The organism is Vibrio cortegadensis (assembly GCF_024347395.1).
Lineage (GTDB): Bacteria > Pseudomonadota > Gammaproteobacteria > Enterobacterales > Vibrionaceae > Vibrio > Vibrio cortegadensis.
Genome location: NZ_AP025472.1, coordinates 2,868,996 through 2,894,917, shown reverse-complemented (window position 1 = coordinate 2,894,917; position 25,922 = coordinate 2,868,996). Strand labels below are relative to the sequence as shown.

Here is a 25,922-nt window from a genome sequence, read left to right as displayed (position 1 = left end):
TCTCTTCTGAGAGAAAAATATCGCCCTTATTGTTTGATTTATAGAATGCGGAAATACGCTTACGATTTTATTCCCTTTTTTCATGTTGTCTGACAGTGCATAATTGCGCGGATCTTTCTTCCCATGTGACTTTTTGTAGGACACGCCAATGTTTAACCCTTCTCCTTATGGCTGGATTTCTCAGTATTTTCTTGGTTTCTTCTTTGCGTATGGGGTGTATCTGCCTTTTTGGGCGCTATGGTTTGAGGGGCAAGGTGTATCGCCGACCGATATCGGTATTTTAATGGGGATTGGTTTTGCAACCCGTTGTGTGGCGAATTTAGTGTTAACGCCACGGATTCATAAAGTGGAACATTTGATGCCCGCCCTTCGGTGGTTAAGCTTCGCAGCGTTAATTTTTGTTGGTTTTCACTTTTTCACTGGTGGCAGTTTCTTGCTCATGGTGGCTGCGACGATCTTATTCAACCTATGTTGTGGTCCCATTATTCCGTTGTCCGATGCCATGGCAAACTATTACAGTCGCTTAAAGATGCTTGATTATGGGCGCACTCGCTTGTGGGGCTCAATTGCGTTTATTGCTGGTTCAACTGCAGTTGGTTTTTTAGTCGCGCAGTATGGTTCGGATATGATTTTGTATACCGCAATGGCAGGGGTGTTGTTCTCGATGCTGGTCGCAATGCGTAACCCTAATGTGATGCCTGTGACCGAACATGAAGAGCATGCAGAAAGACCGAAACTGACAGAGTTACTCAAAGAGTGGCCGATTATCCGCTTTCTGACTTTAATTGCTTTGATTCAAGGAAGCCACGCCGCCTACTACAGTTTTAGTGCTATTTATTGGAAAGAAGCAGGGCATTCCGAAGTCATCATCGGCTATCTATGGAGTCTTGGGGTGGTAGCCGAAGTTGCAGTTTTCGCATTCAGTAAACGTTTTTTCTCTGGTTGGTCATTACGAACGCTATTTTTGGTTGCTTCTTTTGGTGTGATTGCTCGTTGGGGGTTAACGGCTTCAACGACGATGCTGGTGGCTCTGGTTGTTATCCAGTTGCTGCACGGTGTGACTTTTGCGCTTGCTCATATCGCGGCCATTCAATATATCCAATCGGCACCACAGCATAAAATGGTGGCACTACAGGCACTGTATAATGCACTTCCATTAGGGGCGGTAATTGCACTGATGACGACATTAAGTGGTTGGGGGTATGAACAGTGGGGCGCCAATGTATTCTGGGGGATGGCATTGATGGGTGTATTGGCTCTATTTGTGCGAGTAGATGCAACGGATACACAAGATGATGCAATTTTAGCCACAAAATCTGAGCCTAAACCACAGAATTAGAGCCAGTTGATTGAGTTCAAAAACTATCCTTAGTTAAATGAAAAGCCAGAGCATGATGATTGCTTTGGCTTTTTTTGTTACATGGACTGTAACGCCACTTGATGTAACGGCTGACGCGCGGTTAATTGGGCGGTGTGAAAACAAGGATATACTGGATGCAAGGTTGGATTGTCGTTCCTGTTTCTCTCGCCTATTTGGGTGTGCTGTTTTTGATCGCTTGGTATGGTGATCGGCAAACCAAGTGGCTGGCACGTTGGCGACCTTGGATTTATAGTCTGTCGATCGCGGTGTATTGTACCTCATGGACCTTTTACGGCACCGTAGGCCAAGCCAGTAATAACCCGTGGTCATTCTTGCCCATCTATATCGCGCCAATTCTTGTCTTCACCTTAGGGTGGCGACTCCTCGCTCGGTTGATTCTAATTGCCAAGCGTGAACATATTACGTCGATAGCGGATTTTATTGCTGCCCGTTATGGTAAATCTCAAGGCTTAGCGGTGGCGGTGACGTTAATTGCGGTGGTGGGCATTTTGCCTTATATCGCGTTGCAACTTCGTGGAATTACCATGGGGCTGGATATTGTTGCCCCTCAGTTAGCCGAACAGTTCGGATATGGTAATTATCATGTCTCTTGGTTTGTTGTCGGGGCACTTGCCATCTTTACCATGCTGTTTGGCACCCGCCATATTGATAATACCGAGCATCATAGAGGCATGATGATGGCGGTGGCATTTGAGTCCATCATCAAGCTGGTTGCTTTTCTGACGGTCGGCTGCTTTATCATCTATTTAGCGTGGAATCGGGACAGTATTGATCTGTTTGAGATTGCGTCGCTGACCTATCAATCCCCTAATATACCGACACTGATCATCCATACTATTTTAACCATGCTGGCGATTGTCTGCTTACCACGCCAATTTCATACCATGGTGGTTGAAAATGAACGCGCGCAAGATCTGCACACCGCGCGTTGGTTATTTCCGATTTATCTGATTTTGATGGGGCTGTTTGTGCTGCCTATCGCTTGGGTCGGACAAGGTTTACTCGGCTCAAGTCCTGCTGATACTTTCGTAATCAGTATTCCGATGGCGGTCGGAGCCAGTGACATTGCTCTTTTGGCATTTTTAGGTGGAACTTCGGCGGCCAGCGGTATGGTGATTGTATCGACCATCGCCTTGGCAATCATGGTTTCCAATGACTTGGTGATGCCTCTTTTGCTGAGAAGAATGCGTTTAACTCAGCGTACTCACCAACACTTTTCTGGCCTGTTACTGATGATCCGTCGGGCGCTCATTTTGTTACTGCTTCTTGGTGCTTGGGGCTTCTATCAAGTTCTCGACAGCATTCACTCTTTATCCGCTATCGGCTTCCTATCATTTGCCGCAATTGCACAATTTTCACCGGCACTCATTGGTGGATTGTATTGGCGACAGGGGAACCGAAAAGGTGCTTATGTCGGGTTACTTGTGGGTTTCATTATTTGGTTGATGACCTTAATGAGCCAGACCGACATGCTCGCTGGAGACGCTGGAAGTAATGTGTTGCTGTGGGTGATCACACCGCCTGAGTTTCTGGCTCAATTTAACCTTCAAGCCTCGGATTGGGGCATCGTTCTGAGTGTGACGCTAAATGCACTCTGCTACGTGTTGATCTCCATGGTCACTCGTCCAAGTCTAAGTGAGCGCTTACAATCGGCTTCCTTTGTTGGCACACCGATGCCAGAAAACGAAAACATCAGCTTGTATCAAAGCCGCGTTACGGTCGCGGAACTAGAAATGTTGGCATCTCGTTTTGTTGGACGAAAGCGAGTGAAAACGGCCTTCAAGCACTACTGGACACAGCACAGCAAGGTACTATTGCCCAATCAGCAAGCCCCTTCCGGTTTGATTCGGCATACCGAAAGAGTGTTGGCTGGTGTGTTTGGAGCCTCGTCTGCAAAGTTAGTGCTTACTTCGGCATTGCAGGGTAAAAACATGCAGCTAGAGGAAGTGGCGACCATTGTCGATGAAGCGTCTGAACTGTATGACTTTAGCCGGGGGCTACTGCAAGGGGCGATTGAACACATAGGCCAAGGCATCGCCGTGGTGGATAAACAGCTACGGCTGGTGGCTTGGAATCAGCGTTATTTAGAGTTGTTTGAGTTTCCGGCTGGGCTCATTCAAGTTGGGCGACCGATTTCAGATGTCATTCGCCATAATGCAGAGCAAGGTTTATGTGGACCCGGAGATCCAGAAGAGCATGTTAAGCGTCGGGTTTATCATTTAGAGCAAGGTTCTCGGCACACCTCTTCTCGAACCCGAGCGGATGGACGAGTGATTGAAGTGCAAGGTAACCCCATGCCGGGCGGTGGGTTTGTGATGAGCTTTACCGATATCACCGTATTTAGAGAGGCCGAAAAGGCACTTAAAGATGCCAATGAGACGTTGGAGTTTCGAGTGCATGAAAGGACTCAAGAGTTAGAAACCCTGAACCGAAAATTAGTCTCAGCGACTCAAAAATCCGAACTGGAGTCGCAGTCTAAATCACGATTTTTGGCGGCGGTGAGCCATGATCTTATGCAGCCGTTGAATGCGGCTCGTCTGTTTTCATCTTCATTAACGGAAGTCGCGCAAGATAAAGAAGTGAAGCGCTTGGCCAGTTACATTGAAAGTGCATTGGAAGCAGGGGAAGATTTGATTGGCGACTTGCTTGATATTTCGCGGTTAGAATCTGGAAAGATGGACGTAAATGTACACAGTTTTGCTATTAATGATGTCTTAGCTAATTTAAATGCTGATTTCAGTGCTCTCGCCAAGCAACAAGGGATCGATTTCCACATGATGCCCTCTTCGTTGTATGTCATGTCTGACCCTAAATTACTGAGACGGGTAGTGCAAAACTTTCTGACCAACGCCTTTCGATACAATCCTAAAGGCAAAGTGGTTCTTGGGGTAAGGCGAGTGAAAGGTCAAGTTCGCATTGATGTGTGGGATAACGGCATTGGAATCGAGCAAGATAAACAGCAAGAGATATTCGAAGAGTTTAACCGAGGTAGCCAAGTTCGTTCCGATCAAGGGTTAGGGCTTGGTCTTGCGATTTCAAAAGGGATTGCTCATGTTCTGGATCATCAAATATCAATGCGTTCATGGCCAGATAAAGGCAGCGTCTTCTCTCTGACGCTAGAGAAGTCACAGTATGTGGAACCCGAGCAGCAAGCTTTGAAACAGGAAACGAATTCAGACCTTAATCATATTCGAGTGTTGTGTGTCGATAATGAAACGGAGATTTTATTGGGGATGGAGGATTTATTGGCTCGTTGGGGATGTGAAGTGAAAACCGCGACCGATTTAATGCAAAGTCTTAAAACGTTAGAGAATGGCTGGGTGCCCGATGTCATTTTCTCTGATTATCGACTCGACAATGGCAGAACCGGGCTTGAGGTATTGCAACAGTGTCGTCTGCGTTTGGGTGATAGTTTTGAAGGCGTGATCATTAGCGCAGATCGTACCGACGACATGATGGACGGAATTAAAGGTAACGGCTTTAGTTTCATTGCCAAGCCAGTCAAGCCATTGAAGTTAAGGACGATATTGAATCGAGTCGATAAAGGGTAAATCATAACATTAGGCATAGCCCATATTATTTCAACAAATAAAAAAGCCGATGCAATGGCATCGGCTTTGGTTTCCGTGAGGGGCTGAGCTACCTACAAGCTCAGTCCTTATTGGATTAATGGTCGTGAGCTTCACCCGCACCTTTAGGGAAACGGATAGACTCAACCATCTCTTGTACATCTTCAGGAACTTCAGCCGTTACTTTGTTTACCGCAATAGAGATAATAAAGTTTAGACACATACCTAGCGTACCGATGCCTTCTGGGCTGATACCAAACCACCAGTTTTCAGGTGAGCTTGCTGCTGGGTTGATGAACTTGAAGTAGATAATGTAGCTTGCTGTGAAGGCGATACCTGCCAACATACCTGCAATCGCACCTTCTTTGTTCATCTTCTTATAGAAGATACCTAGGATAATTGCAGGGAAGAAGGACGCCGCAGCAAGACCGAATGCGAACGCTACCACCTGTGCAACAAAGCCTGGAGGGTTAATACCTAAGTAACCCGCACCAACAATCGCAACCATTGCAGCCAATCGAGCGGCGAGCAACTCTTGTTTGTCGGTCATGTTAGGTCTAAAGCCTTTCTTCAGTAAATCATGTGAGATAGACGTTGAGATAACCAGTAATAGACCCGCAGCGGTTGATAGTGCAGCCGCTAAGCCACCTGCCGCCAGTAAGCCAACAACCCAGTTTGGTAGTTTTGCAAGTTCTGGAGATGCTAGTACGATAATGTCACGGTTGATTTTCATCTCGTTACGCTCATCGCCCGAGTAGAACATCTTGCCATCGCCGTTCTTATCTTCCCAGCCAACAAGACCTGTGCTTTCCCAGTTTTTATACCAGCTTGGTGCTTCTTCACCAGAGACACCTTGCATGTCCGGGCCATTAATTGTTTCAATCATATTTACACGAGCAAAGGCAGCAACACCTGGTGCGGTTGTGTAAAGCAATGAGATGAACAGTAGTGCCCAACCTGCTGAGATACGCGCATCACGAACACGAGGAACGGTGAAGAAACGAATGATTACGTGTGGCAGACCCGCAGTACCAACCATTAGAGCAGCACAGATGAAGAAGACATCGACCATGCTCTTATTACCTTCGGTATAAGCGGTAAAGCCGAGCTCTTCCGTTAAGCCATCCAGTTTGTCGAGTAGGTAAACATCGCTACCCGTAATTGTAGAACCCATACCGACTTGTGGTAGTGGATTGCCCGTCATCATAATTGAGGTAAAGATCGCAGGGACAAGGAAAGCGAAAATGAGAACACAGAATTGAGCAACCTGCGTATAAGTGATGCCTTTCATGCCACCAAGCACTGCGTAGAAGAACACAATACCCATACCGATGATGATGCCGAGGTTAATATCAACTTCGAGGAAACGGGAGAATACAACGCCCACACCACGCATCTGACCTGCAACGTACGTAAACGATACGAAGATTGCACAGAATACCGCTACCATACGAGCTGTTTTCGAGTAGTAACGCTCACCAATGAAATCAGGCACCGTAAACTGGCCGAATTTACGTAGGTAAGGGGCTAAACATAGCGCAAGTAGTACGTAACCACCTGTCCAACCCATAAGGTAAACCGCACCGTCGTAACCAACGAATGAGATGATACCTGCCATAGAGATAAAGGATGCTGCTGACATCCAATCAGCGGCGGTTGCCATGCCGTTTGCTACAGGGTGTACGCCACCGCCTGCAACGTAGAACTCACTGGTTGATCCAGCACGAGCCCAGATAGCAATACCGATATATACCGCAAAGGTAATACCGACCAATATAAACGTCCAAGTTTGAATATCCATGTTCTAGCCTCTAGTCTTCCTGTACGTTGTATTTTTTGTCGAGCGCATTCATGCGAACAACGTAAATAAAGATTAAGGCGACAAAGGTATATATTGAACCTTGTTGTGCGAACCAAAACCCTAGCTTAAAGCCACCAAACTGAATGACATTCAAAGCATCGACAAATAAGATGCCTGCTCCATATGACACGACAAACCATATGGCAAGTAGTGACCCCATTATCCCCAAGTTTTCCTTCCAGTAGGCTTGAGCATGTTCTGTTGATTCGAACGACATGACCTTCTCCTTGATTCCATTTCGTAGAAACTGTTTTTGTAGATAATTACCGTGTTAACGTAATGTTACGATTTAGAAGATAGCAGCCTAAAATCAAGAGATCTGTGCAACTTTAGTCGGGAGGAATAAAACAAAAAACGCCCGAAAAATGGGCGCTTAATCAGATAGGAGGGGTAAAGTGTGATGTTAATTTGTTGTTAAATTAGCCTAAGGTCTAACGTTCAATAGGAATCAGAGAAGATTTATCTTAAGACGATCGTCTAGAGCTCACTTTCCATTTGTTGTAAAACAATGACCGCTTGAGTTCGGTTCTTAACATCGAGTTTTCTAAATATTGCGGTCATATGCGCTTTGATGGTGGCTTCGGAGACATGTAACTCATAAGCGATTTGCTTGTTGAGCAGGCCATCAGACAGCATGCCGAGCACTTTGTATTGCTGAGGGGTAAGAGTGGCGATCTTCTCTGCAAGGTCATTGCAGGCCGCATTGTTGGTAATTAATCCTTCAGGGAAGAAAGGGTCGCCTGCGAGGACTTGATTGAGCGCGCTAATCAGTGATCGCATATCGCTCGATTTAGGGATGAAGCCAAATGCACCATGACTTTTCACTTGTGCGACAACACTTGCATCTTCACTTGCAGAGATAACCACAATGGGTAGATCGGGATGTTCTGCACGTAATTGAATTAACCCTGACATCCCGTTTGCTCCTGGCATTTTTAAATCCAGCAGTAGCAGATCAGGTTCTTCACCTTTAGCAAGAAGATCAAGCAGCGCACTGAGTGAATCTGCTTCTAAGAGATTTGCGCCACTGATCGCCATATGTACAGACTGGAATAGGGCGTTACGGAATAAGGGGTGATCATCGGCAATGATAATGGTGTAGGTCGAATCCATGACGTTATACACTTTTTATAATTTAGTTAAATTTATTATTATCGCTAAACCTGTTTTGAACAATATTTATGCACTAAAAGTCTGAAGCATATCGACTTTTATTCATATGCATCCATGATCTTGCATTGGATTCAAAAAAAAGCCGTTCACGCAGAGGTAAACGGCTTAATTACGGGTATCAATCAACTCTGAAAAGTCGATTCTGTTTTATAAGTTATGAGCTTGAATGTGGTGAAGAAAAGGTTTTGCTTGCATAAAACCGGTAATTCGAGCATTTGGAACATGGTTACCCTTACCGTCCCAGAACTCGATAGTTGGTAAGCCAAGAACATTCAATTGCTTTAATAATTCAATGTCTTGTGGCTGGTTCTTAGTCACATCGGCCTGGAGTAATACGAACTCTTTTAGCTTCTGTTCAACCTCTTGCTGGTGGAAGGTGTATTTCTCAAACTCTTTACAAGCGACACACCAATCTGCATAGAAATCGAGCATGACTGGCTTGCCTGACTTTTTCGCTTCCACTAGTTGTTGTTCTAGCTCAGTAACATTGTTCACGCGGATAAAACTGATCGTCGTTTCTGTTCTAGTTTGTGGTGAGCTACTGTCTGAGAACCAATAGTTGAGTGCTGGCTGCGCCGAGGAAAACAGACCTAAAACCGCAATAATACCGATCAAGCTCTGTTTCCATCCTCCAAATGGTAAGGCGTTTTTGGTGTGATACAGCCAACCAAATGCCGCAAAACCTAGTGTTGACCAAAGCACGGTTGACCAAAACTCAGGAAGAATACGTTCAAGCAAAAATATTGGAGCCGCGAGTAAGATAAAACCGAAAACAGTTTTCACTTTATCCATCCAACCACCGGCTTTAGGAAGTAACTTATTTCCGAATACGGCAACTAATATGAGAGGTATCCCCATCCCCATTGCGAGCGCATAAAGGGCGATACCACCCGTAAGTAGATCACCACTTTGCGCGACATAAAGCAGTGCGCCAGATAAGGGTGCCGTCGTACACGGAGAGCAGACTAGCCCTGAAATTGCCCCCATGACAAATACACCGAAACTATTGCCGCCTTGCTGCTTATTACTTTGAGTATTCAACCATGTCTGCACGCTGCTTGGGAGTTGCAAGTTATAAACGCCAAACATCGACATCGCTAACCCAACAAATAGCACGCTCAAACCTATTAATACGTAAGGATGTTGCATTGCGGCTTGAAATTGCATTCCAGCGGAAGCAACCACTAGCCCGAGCAAGGTATAAGTGAGAGCCATTCCTTGCACATAAATAAAAGATAGCCCTAATGCTCGTCGATGATTGAGCTTGCCGCTCCCTAATACGATACCCGTTAAAATAGGGTACATAGGTAAAACGCACGGAGTGAAAGCAAGGCCAACACCTAGCGCGAGAAATAGGAAAGGTGTCCACCAATTATTGCCAAGTTTATCGGCTAAGCTTGAATCGTTTGAAGCCGGAGTGACATTCGCAGAATTAGGATTCAAAGTAGTCGATGGCACTACGGCAACAGGAGTCTCGGACTGAGTTATTGCTGAGGTTGCCTTTTGAGGTGGGCGTGGATCAGTCGCCGTTTTATCGCCATTAGTATTGAATGGGCTGAGGTCTATCACTCGGGTTTCTGGTGGGTAACAAAATCCCGCTTTTGCACAGCCTTGATATTGAACAATCAAGCGTGCGCCAGTTTGGTATTCGCTCAGCGGAACGTCAACAAACAGTGGCTGAGTGTAGATGTTTACCTTGCCAAAAAATTCATCTTGGTAAGGTTTCCCATCGCGCATTTGAATATCGCCTAAAGTGACGTTTTCTGCACTGATTGAAATACGATCTTGGTAGAGGTAGTAATCTTCTTTGACTTGCCAATCCAAAGATATTTGGTTGCCTTGTTGATAAAAGTTCAATGGGAAGGCTTGATCAACAGGCACAAAACTATTGTCTGTTGGAGCAAAAGCAGCGGATTTATCGCTGTTACCAAATAGAGCAAGGGCAGGGCTAGATACGGTCATTAACCCAATGAAAAACAGAGTGACGAGTGCGCGCATAATGAAATTTACTAGAATTAAGTTAAAAGTATATTAACTCAATGAGACCCGATTTTATGGGGATAAGTTTCATTATTAAAAAATAAATATGATTTATGTGGTGGGGGGGGGGAACACAGAGATGCGAGTTGCAGAAGAGCAATGGCCTAATGATTAGGCCATTGTATAGAATGAAAGCTTATAGTACGCCAAGACGCTCTTTTACGACGCGCTCACATGCTTCAATATTGCTGACATCTTTTGGTGCGACGATCACGGTGTCATTACCACCGACAGTCCCTAAGATCTCTCCGTGTGGATCGATATCAATTAAGCGCGCAACAAGCTGTGCACTGCCAGGGTGAGTTTTAATCACAACCATTAATTGGTTATGTGTAATAAATTCAATTTGAGAAGAGATCGACGAGCCAACACGAACTGGCGCACTTTCCACTGTCATGCAGTACACTTTCTTACCGCAAGCGTTTTGCACTTTAACGACACCCAATTGGGATAATAAGCGTGATACTGTTGATTGACTTATCCCTTCATACCCAAGTTCAATTAAACGCAAACGTAGGTCATTTTGCGTCGCAAAACTTTGTTGTTGAAGTAAACGCTTACATGCAGCGGTTAATGTTTTATCGTCGGCAGTTAGCGCCGTAGCCTGTATGTTTTCAGTATTCACGGACAACTCCTTATTAGTCTGCTTTTAGTCACAAGCTTAGGTTCAGTGTTGAACGAAAAGGCTAAAGGCGATGAGAGAGGCAAATATTATTAACTAGTATGCCGATGTTATCAGTATCTTTATATTGGTTTATTGAGCTTAATCACCAAATAAAAAACTATAATTAAGCTTTTTGATGGGTTCTTTGTTCTGAATTTTAACATCTAAAGTGCGCTAAAATAGTTGAAGTTATTGCAAAGGTGTTAAATATAAAAAACGGCCCATACTGACTATAATATCAGTATGGGCCGAGTTAGCATGTTTGTCTTTAAATCGACTTAAATTAGCGTTTTTCTGTCATGATTCCACGTGAAAATACTTTCTCACAGTATTTACATTTAAGCTGTACACGCTCTTTTTTCAGTAGAACTTTGAAGCCACTTTCCACTGGTTCGCCATGAGAAATACAGTTGCTGTTTGGGCACTCAAAAATCGCGTTGATTTGCTCTGGTAACGATAGTGTGAGCTTATCGACAACTTTGTAATTTTCGATTTGGTTTACTGTTGCTGCTGGGGCGTAAAGCGCCAATTGGTTCGCTTGTTCATTAGTAATGAACACATTCTCAATTTTGATTAAATCTTTATGACCTAGTGCTGATGACGGTAGGTTTAAGCCAATCGTAACGCGCTCGTTGGTTTTATGCATATTAAAAAGCTTCAGAACTTTTATGCCAACGTGAGCAGGGATGTGGTCAATTACTGAACCATTACAGATTGCTTCTACTTGTAGTTGAGTCTCTTTTACCATGATAAATTCCCCCTGCTTAAAGTTCTTTGTTTAGGACTAGTGCTAACAATGCTTCACGAGCATAAACGCCATTTTCGGCTTGCTCAAAATAGTATGCGTGTTTGGTCTTATCGACATCTGTTGTGATTTCATCCACACGAGGTAGCGGGTGAAGAATCTTCAGATTATCTTTTGCAGGCTCTAGCATTGATGCCGTTAAGATATAAGCCGCTTTCATGTGCGCGTATTCAGATTCATCAAAGCGTTCTTTCTGTACGCGAGTCATGTACAGAACATCCAATTCAGGTACTACTTCTTCGATGTTTTTGTGCATGCTGTATTTAATGCCAGCATCATCCAACTCTTCACAGATGTAATCAGGCATAGATAGAACTTCAGGAGCAATAAAGAAGAAGCGAACGTTGTTGAATTTTGCAAGCGCTTGGGTCAGTGAGTGAACCGTACGTCCGTATTTCAAGTCACCAACAAAAGCTACATTCAAGTTATCCAGTGTTCCTTGAGTCTCATAGATTGAGAACAAATCTAACAGTGTTTGAGTTGGATGTTGGTTCGCACCGTCGCCGCCATTCACAATTGGCACGCCATTTGAGAATTCAGACGCTAAACGTGCAGCCCCTTCTTGTGGGTGACGCATAACAAAGGCATCCACATAAGATGAGATAACTTGCACTGAATCGGCAAGAGTTTCGCCTTTCTTCGCTAGTGATGTATTGCCACCGTTATCAAAACCAATGACAGTTCCACCTAAGCGTTGAACGGCGGTTTCAAAAGAGAGGCGAGTACGAGTTGAAGGTTCGAAGAAGCAACTTGCTACCACTTTGTTTTTTAATAACTCAGGGTTTGGTTCTGCTTTAAGTTGCCCAGCGGTCTCTACGATCAACTCTAGCTCACTACGAGATAGCTCTGGAATTGAAATGATATGTTTATTAAATAACGAATGCGCCATAACGTTTTTCCTTTAACAACGAAACAAACTGATGAATCAAAGCTGCCCTATAGCGGGCCGCACCAAATTTAAGACAAAAAAAAGCCTCCAATAATAGGAGGCTTTTAATAGGATCTTTTCAATAACAACCAAAATTCGAAAAAATATGAAATAGATAACGACGCCATTTTCAGGCTCTGTGCAATCAAATATTGTAGATTGGTCGTCTTCATTTCTTTCTCTATTTTGGCAAATTGCGAAGGATTATACGTAGAATTCTATACAGTGCAAACGTTTTCGTAAACTAATTTTCAGGTGAAAGTTTATGCGGGAAGTATGCGAATTACTTGTCAGGAGGGTTGGCGTTAAGGTTTTGAATTTTATTGATTTTGTTGGGCTTTAACTTTTATCGGTGCAAAAAAATATGCGAGTAATATCCAAGATATTACTCGCAATATGACAGTTAAGAACAATAGGAGAGCCTAATAATATGCGCTTAACTGTGGTTCATGCATCAAACTATAATCAATTACTGACCTAGTGTCGCAACCATGATTGCTTTGATTGTGTGCATGCGGTTTTCAGCTTCATCGAATACGATAGAGTGCTTAGATTCAACCACTTCATCTGTTACTTCAACGCCGTCTTTAAGCATTGGGTATTCTTGAGCAAGTTCTTTACCAACTACTGTATCTTCACCGTGGAATGCAGGTAGGCAGTGCATGAATTTAACATGTGGGTTGCCAGTTGCTTTTAGCATTTCCATGTTTACTTGGTAAGGCATCATTAGGTCGATACGTGCAGCCCAAGCTTCTTTCGCTTCGCCCATTGATACCCAAACGTCAGTGTAAAGGAAGTCACAACCTTCAACACCTTCTTGAACGTTTTCAGTAACAGTGATTTTCGCACCAGTTTCTTCAGCGATTTCACGACATTGAGCTACTAGCTCTTCTTCAGGCCAGAATGCTTTAGGAGCAACTAGACGAATGTCCATACCCATTTTCGCAGCACCAACCATTAGAGAGTTACCCATGTTGTTGCGAGCATCACCTAGGTAAGCGAAAGTCATTTCGTGTAGCTGTTTACCACGGCCGTGCTCTTGCATAGTTAGGAAGTCAGCAAGAATTTGAGTTGGGTGGAACTCATCTGTTAGACCATTCCATACTGGAACACCAGCGTATGCGCCAAGATCTTCAACGATTTCTTGACCGAAGCCACGGTATTCAATGCCATCGTACATGCGGCCAAGAACACGTGCTGTATCTTTCATTGACTCTTTGTAACCGATTTGAGAACCAGAAGGGCCTAAGTAAGTTACGTTAGCGCCTTGGTCATATGCAGCAACTTCAAATGCACAACGAGTACGAGTAGATGCTTTTTCAAAGATAAGCGCGATGTTTTTACCCGTTAGGCGAGGCTGCTCGTAACCGTTGTACTTCGCTTTTTTCAACTCAGCTGCTAGTTCTAGCATGTGTTGGATTTCACGTGGAGTGAAGTCTAGAAGTTTTAGGAAGTTACGGTTGCGTAGGTTAAAAGCCATGATGTATTCCTTCTTGTATTATGACTCCCTACGACAATAGGTGTAGGGAGCATGTCTAAATTAAGTATGGGGTTTAAGTATTTTTATCTTTCTAAACTATTAAGCGTCGCGTTTGATGTTAGTTCCCGCTTCGCCCTTCAAGATGCGTAGGCCATCTTCAAGTGCGCCGATACCAACTAACTTGCCGCCTTGTTTGATGAATTCACATGAAGCTTCAATCTTAGGCCCCATTGATCCTGCATCGAATTCGTACTGAGATAATTCGCTTGGTGTGGTTGCGCTTAGAGCATGTTGCGTTGGTTTGCCCCAGTCTAGGTATACCGCGTCAGCGTCAGTTAAAATAAGTAGTGCATCTGCGTCTAGCTGTTTCGCAAGGAAAGCTGCTGACATGTCTTTGTCGATAACTGCTTCAACACCGACTAATTTACCGTTCTCTTCTTTTACTGGGATGCCGCCACCGCCAGTACAGATTACTAAGTGGCCTTGATCGATAAGCGTAGTGATAGCGTCGCTTTCGATGATGCCTGTCGGTTGTGGGCTAGGCACAACACGACGGAAATGTTTGCCGTCTGGCTTAATTGACCAGCGGTATTTTTCAGCCAATTCTTTCGCTTCCGCTTCTTCGTAAATTGGACCGATTGGTTTTGTTGGGTCTGCAAACGCTGGATCTTTTGGATCAACAGTCATTTGAGTCAACATGCAAGAGATATGCGTTTGAGGAAGGTAGTTTCTAAATTCCTGCATCAACATGTAGCCGATCATGCCTTGAGTTTCTGCTCCCAGAACGTCTAATGGGTATGGACTTACTTTTTTGTATTCCAAACCTTGTAGTGCTAATAGACCAACTTGTGGGCCGTTTCCGTGCACTAGAACTACGTTGTACTCTTCGGCGATCTTAGAGATAGTTTTAACTGCGGTTTCAATATTTTCACGTTGGATATCAGCTTCAAGTGGCTGACCACGGCGTAGTAGTGCATTACCACCCAACGCTACGACAACAGTTTGCTTAGTCATAATCGATTCTCTTTGAATTCTGACTAAGGTCGAAATCGTTATTCCGACCTTAGTATTTAGCTTAGTTTTTGTTGCTTTAACACGAATTGCTTAGTTGAAGGTGGCGATTAGATACCGTCACGTTCGATTGGGCAGCTCATGCAGCGTGCGCCGCCACGGCCACGACCAAGTTCGTCACCTGGGATAGGTAGAACTGTGATGCCCGCTTTGTCGTATTTTTCGTTAGTGTAAGTGTTACCTTCGTAACCAATTACAACACCTGGTTTAACAGTTAGTACGTTGTTAGCATCGTTCCATTGCTCACGTTCTGCAGTGAAGTTGTCACCACCAGTTGTGATTAGGTTTAGCTTGTCTACGCCTAGTGCTTTTTCGATAGCAGTAACGAAGTAACCTTCTTCTTTAACGTTAACAGCGCCAGTTTCGTCGCCAGTTAAGCTCCAGCATTGAACGTCTTTACGAACCACTTCTGGGTAAACAGAGAATGTATCTTCGTTCATGTGCGTCATTACTGTATCTAAGTGCATGCAAGAACGGTGTTTAGGAAGTTCCATTGCAATAACTTGTTTCGCTTGGCCATGTTTGAATAGGTTAGAAGCTAACTGCTCAACACCTTGTGGCGTTGTACGCTCAGACATACCGATAAGTACAGAACCTTTACCAATTACAAGAACGTCGCCGCCTTCAATTGTAGAGTGGTCGTACATTTTTTCTTCGTCGCCGTAGTACTTAACAAAGTCTGCACCAGCGAACGTTGGGTGCCAGCGGTAAATTGCACGAACGTGGTTAGTTTCACGTTGACGAGCTTCTTTAGCCATTGGGTTGATAGAAACACCGCCGTATACCCAGCAAGAAGTATCGCGAGTAAATAGGTGGTTTGGTAGAGGCTCGATGATGAAGTCTGTCGGAGCGTGCATGCTTTGCATCATAGAAGATGATTTCATTGGCATTTCAGCGTAAGACAAACCACCCGTTAGGATTTTAGCAAGTTCAACGTTTGGTAGGTCAGCTAGGTAGCAACGTACGTCATTTGCAAATGTTTTACCTAAACGGTAATCAGAAACTTGACGAGTCAGCAACCATTCTTTCGCTTCAGCTACTGCTAGAGTGTCAGCAAGAAGGTCTGTTAGAAGTAAAACTTCAACGCCTTGGTCACGTAACGTTTTAGTAAATGCATCATGCTCTTTACCTGCACGTTCTACTGCTAACACATCATCAAATAATAAGTCGTGGCAGTTAGATGGTGTTAGGTGGCTAAGTGAACGTCTTGGACGGTGAACTAGAACGCGACGTAGTTGGCCAACTTCAGAACCTACATAGAACTTACTCATAATCTTATCTCTCTATTTGAATGCTTTTATATTTAAAAGCACATTATTATTTCGTAGGGAATAAAGGATTAATTTAAATATCCAGTTTTTCTTTCTGGAGCCCATATTACTCCAGAGTGAATAGGATTCTTAGAGGTTAGTCACAAATAGATTATTCACGTGAAACCCTTGTGTGGCGGGGCTTGTAACAAATTTTATGCAGCAATTTACTTTAAATTGACATGGGTTTTTAGTGGCTTTTTCGCGTAATTATTCGCTATTTATGCCGTTGTTGGTTGAATGCTGGATTTTTATGGGAAATTTATTCAATAATAATTTCTGTGGCAATGCGGATATGCAATTTTCTTATTCACTATAACTGTGTATCTATATGCATTTAGATTGGATTGTGTGTTTTTTTAACAAAACTTTTTTACGTAAAGTGCTTGTAGGTCACATTTTATATTTTGGGTTAGTTGTGTTTTTTTTAGCGAATTAGAGTCGTTTTTATTATTCAAAATGAGTCGGCGATAATATTGTAATATTTCTTTTTTTATAGTTATTCAAAAATACTCATTAATTATGTTCCAACCATTTAATTAGCCATAAATGTTATGGATGAATGGCCGTGATATATATAAATCTATCAAAATCAATTAATAAACACGCATAGATAATAGGGGTTTACTTACACTGTTGGTCTACTTCTTCTTCTACTTCTTCTACTTCTTCTACTTCTACTGTTGATGTCGATGTTGATACGACCATGGCTTGATGGTACGTATCCGTGTGTATGCTTGATTTGAAGATTTGAAGATTTGAAGATTTGAAGATTTGAAGGAGAGGCCTATGGGCTGAATAGGCTGGGCAGTTTAATGGCCCACGCCGATCTAGCGGCTCGCATGTCGATACCTGTAGATTGATGGCCAGGCATCACTGGCGATAAGAAAAGAGAAAAGGGTCAGCATGACGACTCATGGGTCAGCATGCGGTAGAAGAGGTAATGCCCATGAGTAAGAGCTGGGGCATGTGATGGACGATAGGAAAGGACGTTGAGCAAGACAAATACAGAGCGAAAAAAAACCGCCCGTAGGCGGTTTTTACAGTCAAGACTGTGATTACATGATAGCGCCGATACTTAGCGTAACCATGATTACAACCAATAGGATTGCAAGTAGCGGAGCGACCCATTTAACCCAGCGAACGTATGGTACACGAGCGATAGCAAGACCACCCATAACCACTGCAGACGTTGGTGTCATTAAGTTCACTAGACCAGATGCAGATTGGTAAGCCGTTACAACGAGTTCACGTCCTACGCCAGCAAAGTCAGCTAGAGGTGCCATGATAGGCATTGTTAGTACCGCTAGACCTGAAGATGAAGGAACTAGGAATGATAATAGAATTTCTAGTAGGAACATCACGTTGATGAACACGATAGATGACAAGCCAGTTACTGCGTTTTCTGCAGCGAACAGGATAGTATCAGTGATCATACCGCGGTCCATTACTACCACGATACCACGTGCGATACCGATGATTAGCGCAACACCTAATAGGTCACGAGCACCATCAATGAAGCTAGTGGTGAACTCTTCTTCACTCATGCGAGCGATAAGGCCGATAAGGATAGTTGAACCTAGGAACATTGCAGAGATTTCTGCCATCCACCAGCCAGCAACCGATACACCGTAAATCATTACACCGAATGAAGCTGCGAAGATAGTTAGAATGATTTTACGAGTGGTTGTGAAATCAAGAAGCTCACCAGTTTGGTTTCCAAGGAAGTGCGCTTTGTTTTCTTCGTATTTGTCGTAAACGATTGATTTAGTTTGGTCTGCACGCACCATTTTTGCATAGCGCATAACGTAACCAACACAGATAACCCAACCGATAACAAGCATAAGAACACGTAGCACGATACCGTCAGTGAACGGGATGCCTGCTGCGTTTGCTGCGATAACAGTAGCGAACGGGTTAATCGTTGAACCTAGAGTACCGATACCAGCACCTAGTAGAACCGTTGCTGCTGCCACTAATGGGTCAAAGCGAGCGGCCATCATTACTGGAACAAGTAGCGTGTAGAATGGTAGAGACTCTTCCGCCATACCATAAACCGTACCACCAGCAGCAAAGAGCGCCATGAGTATCGGAATCATTAACTCTTCTCGCCCCTCAAGACGAGCGGTTACACGTTCGATACCTGCATCGATAGCACCTGTTTTAGTTACTAGGCCAAGGAAGCCACCGATAACTAGAATGAAAAGTGATACATCAATCGCAGCCGCTTCATAGCTGTTGTGATCGTAGAAACCATCGATTGGAGCCATTAGTACATCAACAACGCCTTGCGGGTTACCGTCAGTCGCTTTATAGGTACCAGTAATTGGCACTTCACGGCCTAGGTCTTCGTTCATAGCTCGGTCGTATTGACCTGCTGGAACGATCCAAGTTAGAAGTGCAACAGTTGCAATCAGTAGGAATAAAATAGTGTAAGCAGAAGGGAATTTAAAGTTAGCAAAAAAGCCGCCTTTTTCTTCCTTTTGAACAGTTTCGGTAGTCATAGCAATCTCCTTTCACGTCATTGCTCTAAAGGCAGTTCAGTGTGAATTCGCGAGTCAAAAATAAATAGCTGATCCAAAATTGGGTAAATAAAGAATTTTAATCAAAATGCGAAATGATTAGTTAATTAAATAATGCATTAAACCAATAATTTATATTTGTGATTATTAAATTAAATCCGATATTAAATTTAAAGTTTCATTTATCTGGCGGCTATTTTAAATCCCATTGTGAAATCTATCCTAGGCGTTGTTCACACTTTTATTGTGCTAACTTTATACTCAATAGCTGTTCTTGGAATTATCAGGGTATTAGTGTGCTTAAAGTGGTTATCTATGCTGCTGGTTGAGGCGTGTTCTTTTATTTTCGGGTCTCTAGGGGCTGGTGTGCATAAATGTCTGGAATTTTATGCAAAAGAAAATTTGGCTATGTTTTTGGTGTTATTTCGACAATGTTTGATGCATGTCAAATCTGAAGCGTGATCTAGATTTGTTTTGTGCTTTGAGTAACTAAAAATATAAGAATTTACACTAAGTTACGCAAATTATGGCTGAATAAAAGTGGGTGGTAATTAAGCGTATGATTCGTTGAATAAAAGCGTGGAACTACGTAGGAGAAATAAAAAGAGGAGCGATATTCGCTCCTCTTTATTCAATACAAAATCTAGTCGATTAGATCATGATGTTCGATAGGATCAGACCAAATATGATGCTAAATACCATGCTGAGTAAGCCTGGGATCATAAAGCTGTGGTTGAAGATGTACTTACCAATATTCGTGGTACCAGTTCGGTCAAAGTCAATCGATGCGATGATAGGACCGTAGTTTGGAATAAAGAAGTAACCGTTAACCGCAACGAAGGTTGCAATGATGATTGTTGGTGGAAGACCTAGAGCTATCGCGACAGGGACAAGAACCGCAGTTGTTGCACCTTGGCTGTTTACCATTACCGATAAAGCAAATAGTGCGAATGCAAATGTCCATGGTGCCACTTCAACTAAACCAGATACTGCTTCTTTTACCATTGCAGCATGGCCGCCAATGAAAGTATCGCCTAACCAAGCAATACCGAAGATAGCCACAATCGCACGCATACCAGCATGGAACACGGAGCCTTGGCTAATCGCATTGCCGTCTGGTTTACAGATCAAGATGATAAGAGCAGCAACCGTTAGCATTACGATTTCAATGGTGTGCGCCATACCCATAGGAGAGCCATCAAATTGAGGGCGAAGTGATGGGAAAGCACCCATGATAACTACCGTTAGCGCACCAAATAGGAACATGCCTACTGATTTTTTCGCTTGTGGTGTGATGATGATATCTTCAACCGCTTCCTCTTGTTCCATCTCTTTACGGAACTCAGGATCTTGCATGCGGCGTTGGAATTCAGGATCGTCTTTTAGCTCTTTACCAAGCTTGTTAACAATGACACAAGCACAAGCAAGGCCAAGGAAAGTACTTGGGATCGTCACAGAAAGCACGTTACCTAGCGTGATGCCTTGTGGTTCTAGGAAGGCAACCAAAGCGACAACAGCGGCTGCAATTGGGCTTGCAACAATCGCAAATTGTGATGCGATAACAGCCATACCCAGTGGGCGTGCAGGGCGAATACCACTACGACGGCTCACTTCTGCAATAACAGGTAGAACAGAGTAAGCAACGTGGCCAGTACCTGCCATCATTGTGAAAAAGTAAGTCACTAAAGGTGCGATGAAAGTGATGTGACGAGGGTTTTTACGCAGAATGCCAGATGCAATCTTGATCATGTAATCCAAACCACCAGACGCTTGCATTGCTGCTGCCGCTGCAACCACCGCCATGATCATTAACATTACGTTAATTGGTGGGCTTGTTGGTTGGATGCCGAAAATAAAACTTAATACCGCAAGACCGACACCGCCCATAACGCCGAGGCCGATCCCCCCGATACGAGCACCGATCAGGATACATCCCAATACGACGATTAGCTCAAGTAAAAACATGAGTGACTCCTAAATATATAGTTATTGATAATTTGGTCAGAAACGAAAAAAGGCTCTGTCTCCAGAGCCTTTATTCTTTAATCTATTATTCGTAGCGTTTGCCTTTGTACTGCGGACGCATAAGGTTCTCGACAGAGAAGATGTCATCTAACTCTTCTTCAGTCAGTAAGCCACGCTCTAGAACAACATCACGAACGCTCTTACCGGTTTCAGCACAAATCTTACCAACAATGTCACCTTCATGGTGGCCAATGTATGGGTTTAGGTAAGTCACGATACCGATAGAGTTGAACACGTGCGCTTCACAAATTTCTTTGTTTACCGTAATGCCGTCTACACACTTGTCACGTAGGTTCACACAAGCGTTAGTTAGAATGTCTAAAGATTCAAACATGCTTTGCGCGATAACTGGCTCCATTACGTTCAATTGAAGTTGACCGCCTTCAGCAGCAAAAGAAACCGTGTTGTCATTACCTAGAACTTTAAAGCAAACTTGGTTTACTACTTCAGGTACTACAGGGTTAACTTTTGCAGGCATGATAGAAGAGCCCGCTTGAAGTTCAGGAAGGTTCAGTTCATTCAGACCAGCGCGAGGGCCAGAAGAAAGAAGACGTAAGTCGTTACAGATTTTAGACAGTTTAACGGCTAGGCGTTTTAGTGCACCGTGGATCATCACGTAAGCACCACAGTCAGACGTTGCTTCGATCAAGTCTTCTGCTGGTACGCACTCAAGACCAGTCACTGCTGCTAAGTGTTTTACTGCTAACTCTTGGTAACCAGGAGCGGCGTTAAGACCAGTACCAATCGCTGTCGCACCTAAGTTCACTTCTAGAATCAGTTTAGATGTGTAATCTAGGTTTTTAATTTCTTCATTTAACGTGACAGCCCAAGCATGGAACTCTTGGCCAACTGTCATTGGAACGGCGTCTTGCAGCTGTGTACGACCCATTTTTAGAATGGTATCAAATTCTTGGCTCTTAAGTTCGAAAGCACCTTTTAGGTAGCCAATCGCTTCAGTTAGCTTAGTTACGCTGTTGTATACCGCAATACGGAAGCCCGTTGGGTAAGCACAGTTAGTCGATTGGCTCTTGTTCACATGATCGTTAGGGTTAACGAAATCGTATTCGCCTTTCTCTTTACCCATAAGCTCTAGAGCAACGTTAGCGATAACTTCGTTGGTATTCATGTTTACAGAAGTACCAGCACCACCTTGGAAAACATCCGATGGGAATTGATCCATACATTTGCCTGTTTCAAGAATCAGGTCACAAGCTTGGATGATGAATTTTGCTACGTCACTTGGGATAACACCTAACTCTTTGTTTGCTAATGTAGCGGCTTTCTTTGTCATGACCATGCCACGAACAAATTCAGGTACATCTGAAATAGTCACATTAGAGATATTGAAGTTTTCCACTGCACGTAGAGTATGGATGCCGTAGTAAGCATCAGCAGGAACATGACGTTGACCAAGAAGGTCTTCTTCTAGACGAGTTGCTTGATTTGCAGTGCAATTTTTTTCAGATAGGGTAGCCATAACAGGATCCTTAGAGATTTATTCTGACAATATAGTAGTTTATTAGCCAATTCTGTGCGTAAAGAATCCATTCGCTAGAGTTTTTGGCTGTAAAATCCGTCCTGACTTATGTGGCACATAATACTGTACTGTGCGCATAAAAATAGTAACTAGATCACCTTTTCTGCTTTTGTTTTGTCATTCTTTTGCAAAGTTCGTTGACTTCGTTTTGATAAGCTTTTTTACAGGATAAATTTGAGCTTGTAAGGGGTTTCGGCATACACTGAAGAAAACCAAAGGAGGACTTGTGTTTCCGATTTTACTTTTACTATTTATATTTGTGCCAATCATTGAAATTGGCTTATTTATCCAAGTGGGTGGCTTCCTTGGTTTATGGCCAACTATCGCCTTGGTTTTGATCACTGCATTTGCGGGCGCTTCTCTGGTTCGTAGCCAAGGTATTCAAACCCTGATGTCGGTTCAAGGCCGTTTGCAGCAAGGTGAAATGCCAGCTCAACAGATTCTTGAAGGTGTCATGCTTGCCGTAGCAGGTGTGTTGCTCTTAACGCCAGGCTTTATGACGGATGCATTTGGTATGTTGGTATTACTGCCTGCGCCACGAGCTATGATTGCAAAACAGCTAATGAGCAAAATGGTGGTGAATAACATGTCGGGTGGATTTAACGCCGGTTCATTTGGCTCAGGCCCGATGGGAGGAAATGCAAATCAAAGTGGGCATAACCCATTTGAGCAAGACCCTTTTCATCGCGACCCGTTTAATTCACAGCAAAGAGATGATGGTAATACCTTCGAAGGTGAGTTTGAAAAAAGAGAAGACGATGAAGGCAAACGCTTGAAATAGTCATCTCTACTAAGATTACCGATAATAAAAAAGGATTGATGCGTGATGCTCAATCCTTTTTTGCTTTTTGCTTTTTGCTTTCAGCGATTTGTCTGATCATTCACGAAAAATGGATGACGTCTTTGACGCGATCTGCATGAGAATGAATTAGGTTCGATTAAACCGCGCCGTTAAAGCCCATTTGTCGCCAAGCTTCAAACGCAATAATAGCCACGGCGTTAGACAGGTTTAAACTGCGGCTATCTGGCATCATTGGAATACGAATTCGCTGTTCCATTGGTAAGCTTTCAATATATTCAGCAGGTAGGCCGCGAGTCTCTGGCCCAAACATCAACACATCTCCCGCTTGGAAAGAGGCATCCACGTGATGACCCGTTGTCTTCGTTGTACAGGCAAAGATTCGGAAATCACCTTCACGCTCATTCTGTAAATACTCTAGAAAGGCTTCTAAGCTTTTATGACGCTTTACTCGTGCGAGATCATGATAATCCAACCCTGCACGGCGAACTTTCTTCTCTTCTAAATCAAATCCTAGCGGCTCGATTAAATGCAAGTTTGCTCCGCAGTTGGCACAAAGACGAATTATATTGCCAGTATTTGGCGCGATTTCAGGTTCGTAAAGAGCGATATCAAACATATGAGTCCACGATATAAATAAGATAGGCAAGGAGTATAAGACGGCTATAGTCGGAAATACAGCCGATTTATTCTTGCAGTGGAAGTTCAATTTGGACTTTTAATCCACCGAGAGCGCTTTTGCTCGCTTGAATCGTCCCACTATGTTGCCTGATCGCGTTCTCAGTAATTGCTAAACCTAATCCGGTTCCTCCTGAATGACGATCTCTGGCGGTTGACACGCGGTAGAACGGTCGGAAAATCTCTTTGAGTTCACCTTCGGGCACACCGTTTCCATCATCTTCAACACATATGGTCAAACACTCTTTATCGACATTCATCGCCACATTAACCGTGGTTTTCCCATAGCAAATGGCATTACGGATAATGTTCTCTACCGCACTCATTAATAGCTTAGGGCTACCTGAGATGTGTCTTTCAGGAATGGCGCTGTAAGTTAACGTTTTATCCATCTGTTCAGCTTCAAATTGAGCATCGACAAGGATCGCTTCCCATAAGCTTGAAAGTGGCTGGATCTCCCTAGCAAGGTGGCTGTCGACTTGCATTCGAGATAGCGCTAATAGCTCACCTATCATCTGCTCAAGTCGCTGTGCTTCCGTATCGATTCGTTCTAGCTCCGAGCTTTCCCCCTGTTTACGTGTCGCCAATGCGTTAGCCATTCTCAAACGCGTAAGTGGGGAACGCAATTCGTGGGAGATATCAGACAGAAGTCGTTGTTGCCCAGACATCATTTGATTCACCGCCAGTACCATCTGGTTGAAGCTTGCGCCCGCTTGCCTAAATTCTGACGTCCCTTTTTCTAATTCAGGATCAGCCACAAATTCACCTTTGGCGACTCGCTGGGCGGCTTTTTCTAATTTACGAGCAGGCTGGCTTAATGCCCATGCTAACCATAATAAGAGTGGGGTACTGACGATCATGACGGCAAACAACAATTGAAAGGGTTTATCAAACAGTCGCAATAGAAACGGTGGAGGCCGATCCCACTTGACCCCGACAAACATCTGCAGTTCTTGATTCGCTAAAGTAATAGGAATTGGGCCTGCTAGCATATATCGGCCATACAGTTTCTGTTTCGGTTGGCTATTGTCATCAATGCTGGAGATAAAGTTCTGCACCGCTTTGAATTTAAAATCCTTATGCTTTCTGATCGTGAGAATGTTGCCTTCTAAATCGGTGATGAAAAAGCGTGCTTTACCGCTACGATGATCGCTCTTTTCTAAGCTGTATATAATAGAGGTGAGATTATCGTTATTTTGAAAGCGAGCCTCGGTATTCTTTTGGATGGAGAATAAGCGACTTAAATGATCAGGGGGAACATCGCGAGCCACACGAGGATCTAAATGGGGCAGGGTTAACACGGCCAGAAGAACGAGTAACATCGTGAGCCAGAAAATGGCAAAGATGCGCCCGTATAAGCTGGTAATTTTAGGTACGCGCATTACCCTTCCTCCACCAACAAGTAGCCGCGTCCACGCAATGTTTTGATTCGAGGTTTTCCATCCGCTCGCTCTGGGAGTTTCTTGCGCAAATTAGAGACATGCATATCAATAGCGCGATCAAAAGCGGCCAGACGTTTGCCTAGCACATCTAAGCTTAAGGCCTCTTTGGTTAACGTCGTTCCCGGGTTTTGAATGAAGTGAGCCAATAATGAGAATTCGGTGGTGGTTAAATCGATCAATTCACCTTTACAGTAAGCTTCCTGTTTTCCTGGGTAAACGTGGATATCTTGATACTCAATACCATCACTGTTTTTGGTATTTGGTGCTGTTTGTGTGCGGCGTAAAATAGCTTTAATACGCGCCAGTAATTCGCGGTCACTAAATGGTTTTGGTAGGTAATCATCCGCCCCAAGCTCTAAGCCTATCACGCGGTCGATCTCTTCCCCTTTAGCGGTTAGCATGAGTACAGGAGTTTCCCACTGAGTGCGCAGGCGCTTAAGAGTCTCCATTCCATTAAGCTTTGGCATCATCACATCAAGAAGAATTAAATCGATGTCATCTGTGATAGCGTCAAGCCCTGCTTCACCATCGTTTGCTTCTGAGACCGTAAAACCTTCAAAGCTCAAAATGTCTTTTAGTAGACTGGTGAGTTCAGTATCGTCGTCGATGAGAAGAATATGTGCCATTGCTTTGCCTT

19 protein-coding genes are annotated in these 25,922 nt (G+C 43.8%); 3 read left to right on the top strand and 16 right to left on the bottom strand.

Features of this window, described 5'->3' with window-relative positions; genetic code table 11:
- The first annotated feature begins 148 nt into the window (after nucleotides 1-148).
- Nucleotides 149-1,339 (top strand): 3-phenylpropionate MFS transporter, encoded by a 1,191-nt coding sequence (locus OCV39_RS13460; RefSeq protein ID WP_261888615.1) that lies wholly within the window; start codon nucleotides 149-151, stop codon nucleotides 1,337-1,339.
- A gap of 155 nt (nucleotides 1,340-1,494) precedes the next feature.
- On the top strand, nucleotides 1,495-4,932 hold the full coding sequence (locus tag OCV39_RS13455) for a PAS domain-containing hybrid sensor histidine kinase/response regulator (RefSeq protein WP_136995238.1): 3,438 nt from the start codon (nucleotides 1,495-1,497) through the stop codon (nucleotides 4,930-4,932).
- Nucleotides 4,933-5,047: 115 nt separating this feature from the next.
- Here OCV39_RS13455 and OCV39_RS13450 read toward each other — a convergent pair whose 3' ends face one another.
- The 13 genes from OCV39_RS13450 to aspA all read right to left on the bottom strand — a co-directional run bounded on the left by OCV39_RS13450 (nucleotide 5,048) and on the right by aspA (nucleotide 22,306).
- Nucleotides 5,048-6,751 carry a sodium:solute symporter family protein gene (locus OCV39_RS13450; RefSeq protein ID WP_017053206.1) on the bottom strand — a complete coding sequence of 568 codons (1,704 nt, stop codon included), beginning with the start codon at nucleotides 6,749-6,751 and terminating at the stop codon, nucleotides 5,048-5,050.
- A 10-nt stretch (nucleotides 6,752-6,761) separates the two neighbouring features.
- Nucleotides 6,762-7,028 (bottom strand): DUF4212 domain-containing protein, encoded by a 267-nt coding sequence (locus tag OCV39_RS13445; RefSeq protein WP_017053207.1) that lies wholly within the window; start codon nucleotides 7,026-7,028, stop codon nucleotides 6,762-6,764.
- 260 nt (nucleotides 7,029-7,288) lie between these two features.
- Entirely contained in the window at nucleotides 7,289-7,924 is a 636-nt protein-coding gene (locus OCV39_RS13440; RefSeq protein ID WP_017053208.1) for a response regulator transcription factor, read from the bottom strand.
- 207 nt (nucleotides 7,925-8,131) lie between these two features.
- On the bottom strand, nucleotides 8,132-9,982 hold the full coding sequence (locus OCV39_RS13435; protein WP_261888614.1) for a protein-disulfide reductase DsbD: 1,851 nt from the start codon (nucleotides 9,980-9,982) through the stop codon (nucleotides 8,132-8,134).
- Between the two features lie 178 nt (nucleotides 9,983-10,160).
- Nucleotides 10,161-10,649 carry an arginine repressor gene (locus OCV39_RS13430; protein ID WP_017053210.1) on the bottom strand — a complete coding sequence of 163 codons (489 nt, stop codon included), beginning with the start codon at nucleotides 10,647-10,649 and terminating at the stop codon, nucleotides 10,161-10,163.
- A gap of 322 nt (nucleotides 10,650-10,971) precedes the next feature.
- A complete protein-coding gene (gene pyrI, locus OCV39_RS13425) occupies nucleotides 10,972-11,436 on the bottom strand; it encodes an aspartate carbamoyltransferase regulatory subunit (protein ID WP_017053211.1) in 465 nt (154 codons plus the stop codon).
- 16 nt (nucleotides 11,437-11,452) lie between these two features.
- Nucleotides 11,453-12,382: an aspartate carbamoyltransferase gene (pyrB, locus tag OCV39_RS13420; RefSeq protein ID WP_017053212.1), complete on the bottom strand. Its 930-nt coding sequence runs from the start codon at nucleotides 12,380-12,382 to the stop codon at nucleotides 11,453-11,455.
- Between the two features lie 508 nt (nucleotides 12,383-12,890).
- Nucleotides 12,891-13,901 carry an ornithine carbamoyltransferase gene (gene argF / locus OCV39_RS13415; protein WP_017053213.1) on the bottom strand — a complete coding sequence of 337 codons (1,011 nt, stop codon included), beginning with the start codon at nucleotides 13,899-13,901 and terminating at the stop codon, nucleotides 12,891-12,893.
- Between the two features lie 99 nt (nucleotides 13,902-14,000).
- Entirely contained in the window at nucleotides 14,001-14,915 is a 915-nt protein-coding gene (gene arcC, locus OCV39_RS13410; RefSeq protein WP_017053214.1) for a carbamate kinase, read from the bottom strand.
- Between the two features lie 107 nt (nucleotides 14,916-15,022).
- Nucleotides 15,023-16,243 carry an arginine deiminase gene (gene arcA / locus OCV39_RS13405; protein WP_261888613.1) on the bottom strand — a complete coding sequence of 407 codons (1,221 nt, stop codon included), beginning with the start codon at nucleotides 16,241-16,243 and terminating at the stop codon, nucleotides 15,023-15,025.
- A gap of 1,097 nt (nucleotides 16,244-17,340) precedes the next feature.
- Nucleotides 17,341-18,786, bottom strand: a complete 1,446-nt coding sequence (locus tag OCV39_RS13400; RefSeq protein ID WP_113795422.1) for a YfcC family protein — start codon at nucleotides 18,784-18,786, stop codon at nucleotides 17,341-17,343.
- A 669-nt stretch (nucleotides 18,787-19,455) separates the two neighbouring features.
- Complete coding sequence (locus OCV39_RS13395; protein ID WP_017053360.1) at nucleotides 19,456-20,769, bottom strand: anaerobic C4-dicarboxylate transporter family protein; 1,314 nt, start codon at nucleotides 20,767-20,769, stop codon at nucleotides 19,456-19,458.
- A gap of 85 nt (nucleotides 20,770-20,854) precedes the next feature.
- Nucleotides 20,855-22,306 carry an aspartate ammonia-lyase gene (gene aspA / locus OCV39_RS13390; RefSeq protein ID WP_017053361.1) on the bottom strand — a complete coding sequence of 484 codons (1,452 nt, stop codon included), beginning with the start codon at nucleotides 22,304-22,306 and terminating at the stop codon, nucleotides 20,855-20,857.
- 286 nt (nucleotides 22,307-22,592) lie between these two features.
- Between aspA and OCV39_RS13385 the strand changes: the two genes are divergently transcribed.
- On the top strand, nucleotides 22,593-23,147 hold the full coding sequence (locus OCV39_RS13385; protein ID WP_017053362.1) for an FxsA family protein: 555 nt from the start codon (nucleotides 22,593-22,595) through the stop codon (nucleotides 23,145-23,147).
- Nucleotides 23,148-23,304: 157 nt separating this feature from the next.
- Here the strand turns inward: OCV39_RS13385 and trmL are convergent, their stop codons facing one another.
- The 3 genes from trmL to OCV39_RS13370 all read right to left on the bottom strand — a co-directional run bounded on the left by trmL (nucleotide 23,305) and on the right by OCV39_RS13370 (nucleotide 25,911).
- Complete coding sequence (gene trmL, locus OCV39_RS13380; protein ID WP_261888612.1) at nucleotides 23,305-23,784, bottom strand: tRNA (uridine(34)/cytosine(34)/5-carboxymethylaminomethyluridine(34)-2'-O)-methyltransferase TrmL; 480 nt, start codon at nucleotides 23,782-23,784, stop codon at nucleotides 23,305-23,307.
- Between the two features lie 67 nt (nucleotides 23,785-23,851).
- On the bottom strand, nucleotides 23,852-25,225 hold the full coding sequence (gene cpxA / locus OCV39_RS13375) for an envelope stress sensor histidine kinase CpxA (RefSeq protein WP_261888611.1): 1,374 nt from the start codon (nucleotides 25,223-25,225) through the stop codon (nucleotides 23,852-23,854).
- Complete coding sequence (locus tag OCV39_RS13370) at nucleotides 25,225-25,911, bottom strand: response regulator (RefSeq protein WP_113795425.1); 687 nt, start codon at nucleotides 25,909-25,911, stop codon at nucleotides 25,225-25,227. The genes cpxA and OCV39_RS13370 overlap by 1 nt, the downstream gene beginning before the upstream one ends.
- Between the last annotated feature and the right edge of the window lie 11 nt (nucleotides 25,912-25,922).

Bases quoted from the DNA above. Each gene is read 5' to 3' on its own strand.
- OCV39_RS13460 (WP_261888615.1), top strand. From the start codon at position 149: ATGTTTAACCCTTCTCCTTATGGCTGGATTTCTCAGTATTTTCTTGGT.
- OCV39_RS13455 (WP_136995238.1), top strand. From the start codon at position 1,495: ATGCAAGGTTGGATTGTCGTTCCTGTTTCTCTCGCCTATTTGGGTGTG.
- OCV39_RS13450 (WP_017053206.1), bottom strand. From the start codon at position 6,751: ATGGATATTCAAACTTGGACGTTTATATTGGTCGGTATTACCTTTGCG.
- OCV39_RS13445 (WP_017053207.1), bottom strand. From the start codon at position 7,028: ATGTCGTTCGAATCAACAGAACATGCTCAAGCCTACTGGAAGGAAAAC.
- OCV39_RS13440 (WP_017053208.1), bottom strand. From the start codon at position 7,924: ATGGATTCGACCTACACCATTATCATTGCCGATGATCACCCCTTATTC.
- OCV39_RS13435 (WP_261888614.1), bottom strand. From the start codon at position 9,982: ATGCGCGCACTCGTCACTCTGTTTTTCATTGGGTTAATGACCGTATCT.
- pyrI (WP_017053211.1), bottom strand. From the start codon at position 11,436: ATGGTAAAAGAGACTCAACTACAAGTAGAAGCAATCTGTAATGGTTCA.
- pyrB (WP_017053212.1), bottom strand. From the start codon at position 12,382: ATGGCGCATTCGTTATTTAATAAACATATCATTTCAATTCCAGAGCTA.
- argF (WP_017053213.1), bottom strand. From the start codon at position 13,901: ATGGCTTTTAACCTACGCAACCGTAACTTCCTAAAACTTCTAGACTTC.
- arcC (WP_017053214.1), bottom strand. From the start codon at position 14,915: ATGACTAAGCAAACTGTTGTCGTAGCGTTGGGTGGTAATGCACTACTA.
- arcA (WP_261888613.1), bottom strand. From the start codon at position 16,243: ATGAGTAAGTTCTATGTAGGTTCTGAAGTTGGCCAACTACGTCGCGTT.
- OCV39_RS13400 (WP_113795422.1), bottom strand. From the start codon at position 18,786: ATGACTACCGAAACTGTTCAAAAGGAAGAAAAAGGCGGCTTTTTTGCT.
- OCV39_RS13395 (WP_017053360.1), bottom strand. From the start codon at position 20,769: ATGTTTTTACTTGAGCTAATCGTCGTATTGGGATGTATCCTGATCGGT.
- aspA (WP_017053361.1), bottom strand. From the start codon at position 22,306: ATGGCTACCCTATCTGAAAAAAATTGCACTGCAAATCAAGCAACTCGT.
- trmL (WP_261888612.1), bottom strand. From the start codon at position 23,784: ATGTTTGATATCGCTCTTTACGAACCTGAAATCGCGCCAAATACTGGC.
- cpxA (WP_261888611.1), bottom strand. From the start codon at position 25,225: ATGCGCGTACCTAAAATTACCAGCTTATACGGGCGCATCTTTGCCATT.
- OCV39_RS13370 (WP_113795425.1), bottom strand. From the start codon at position 25,911: ATGGCACATATTCTTCTCATCGACGACGATACTGAACTCACCAGTCTA.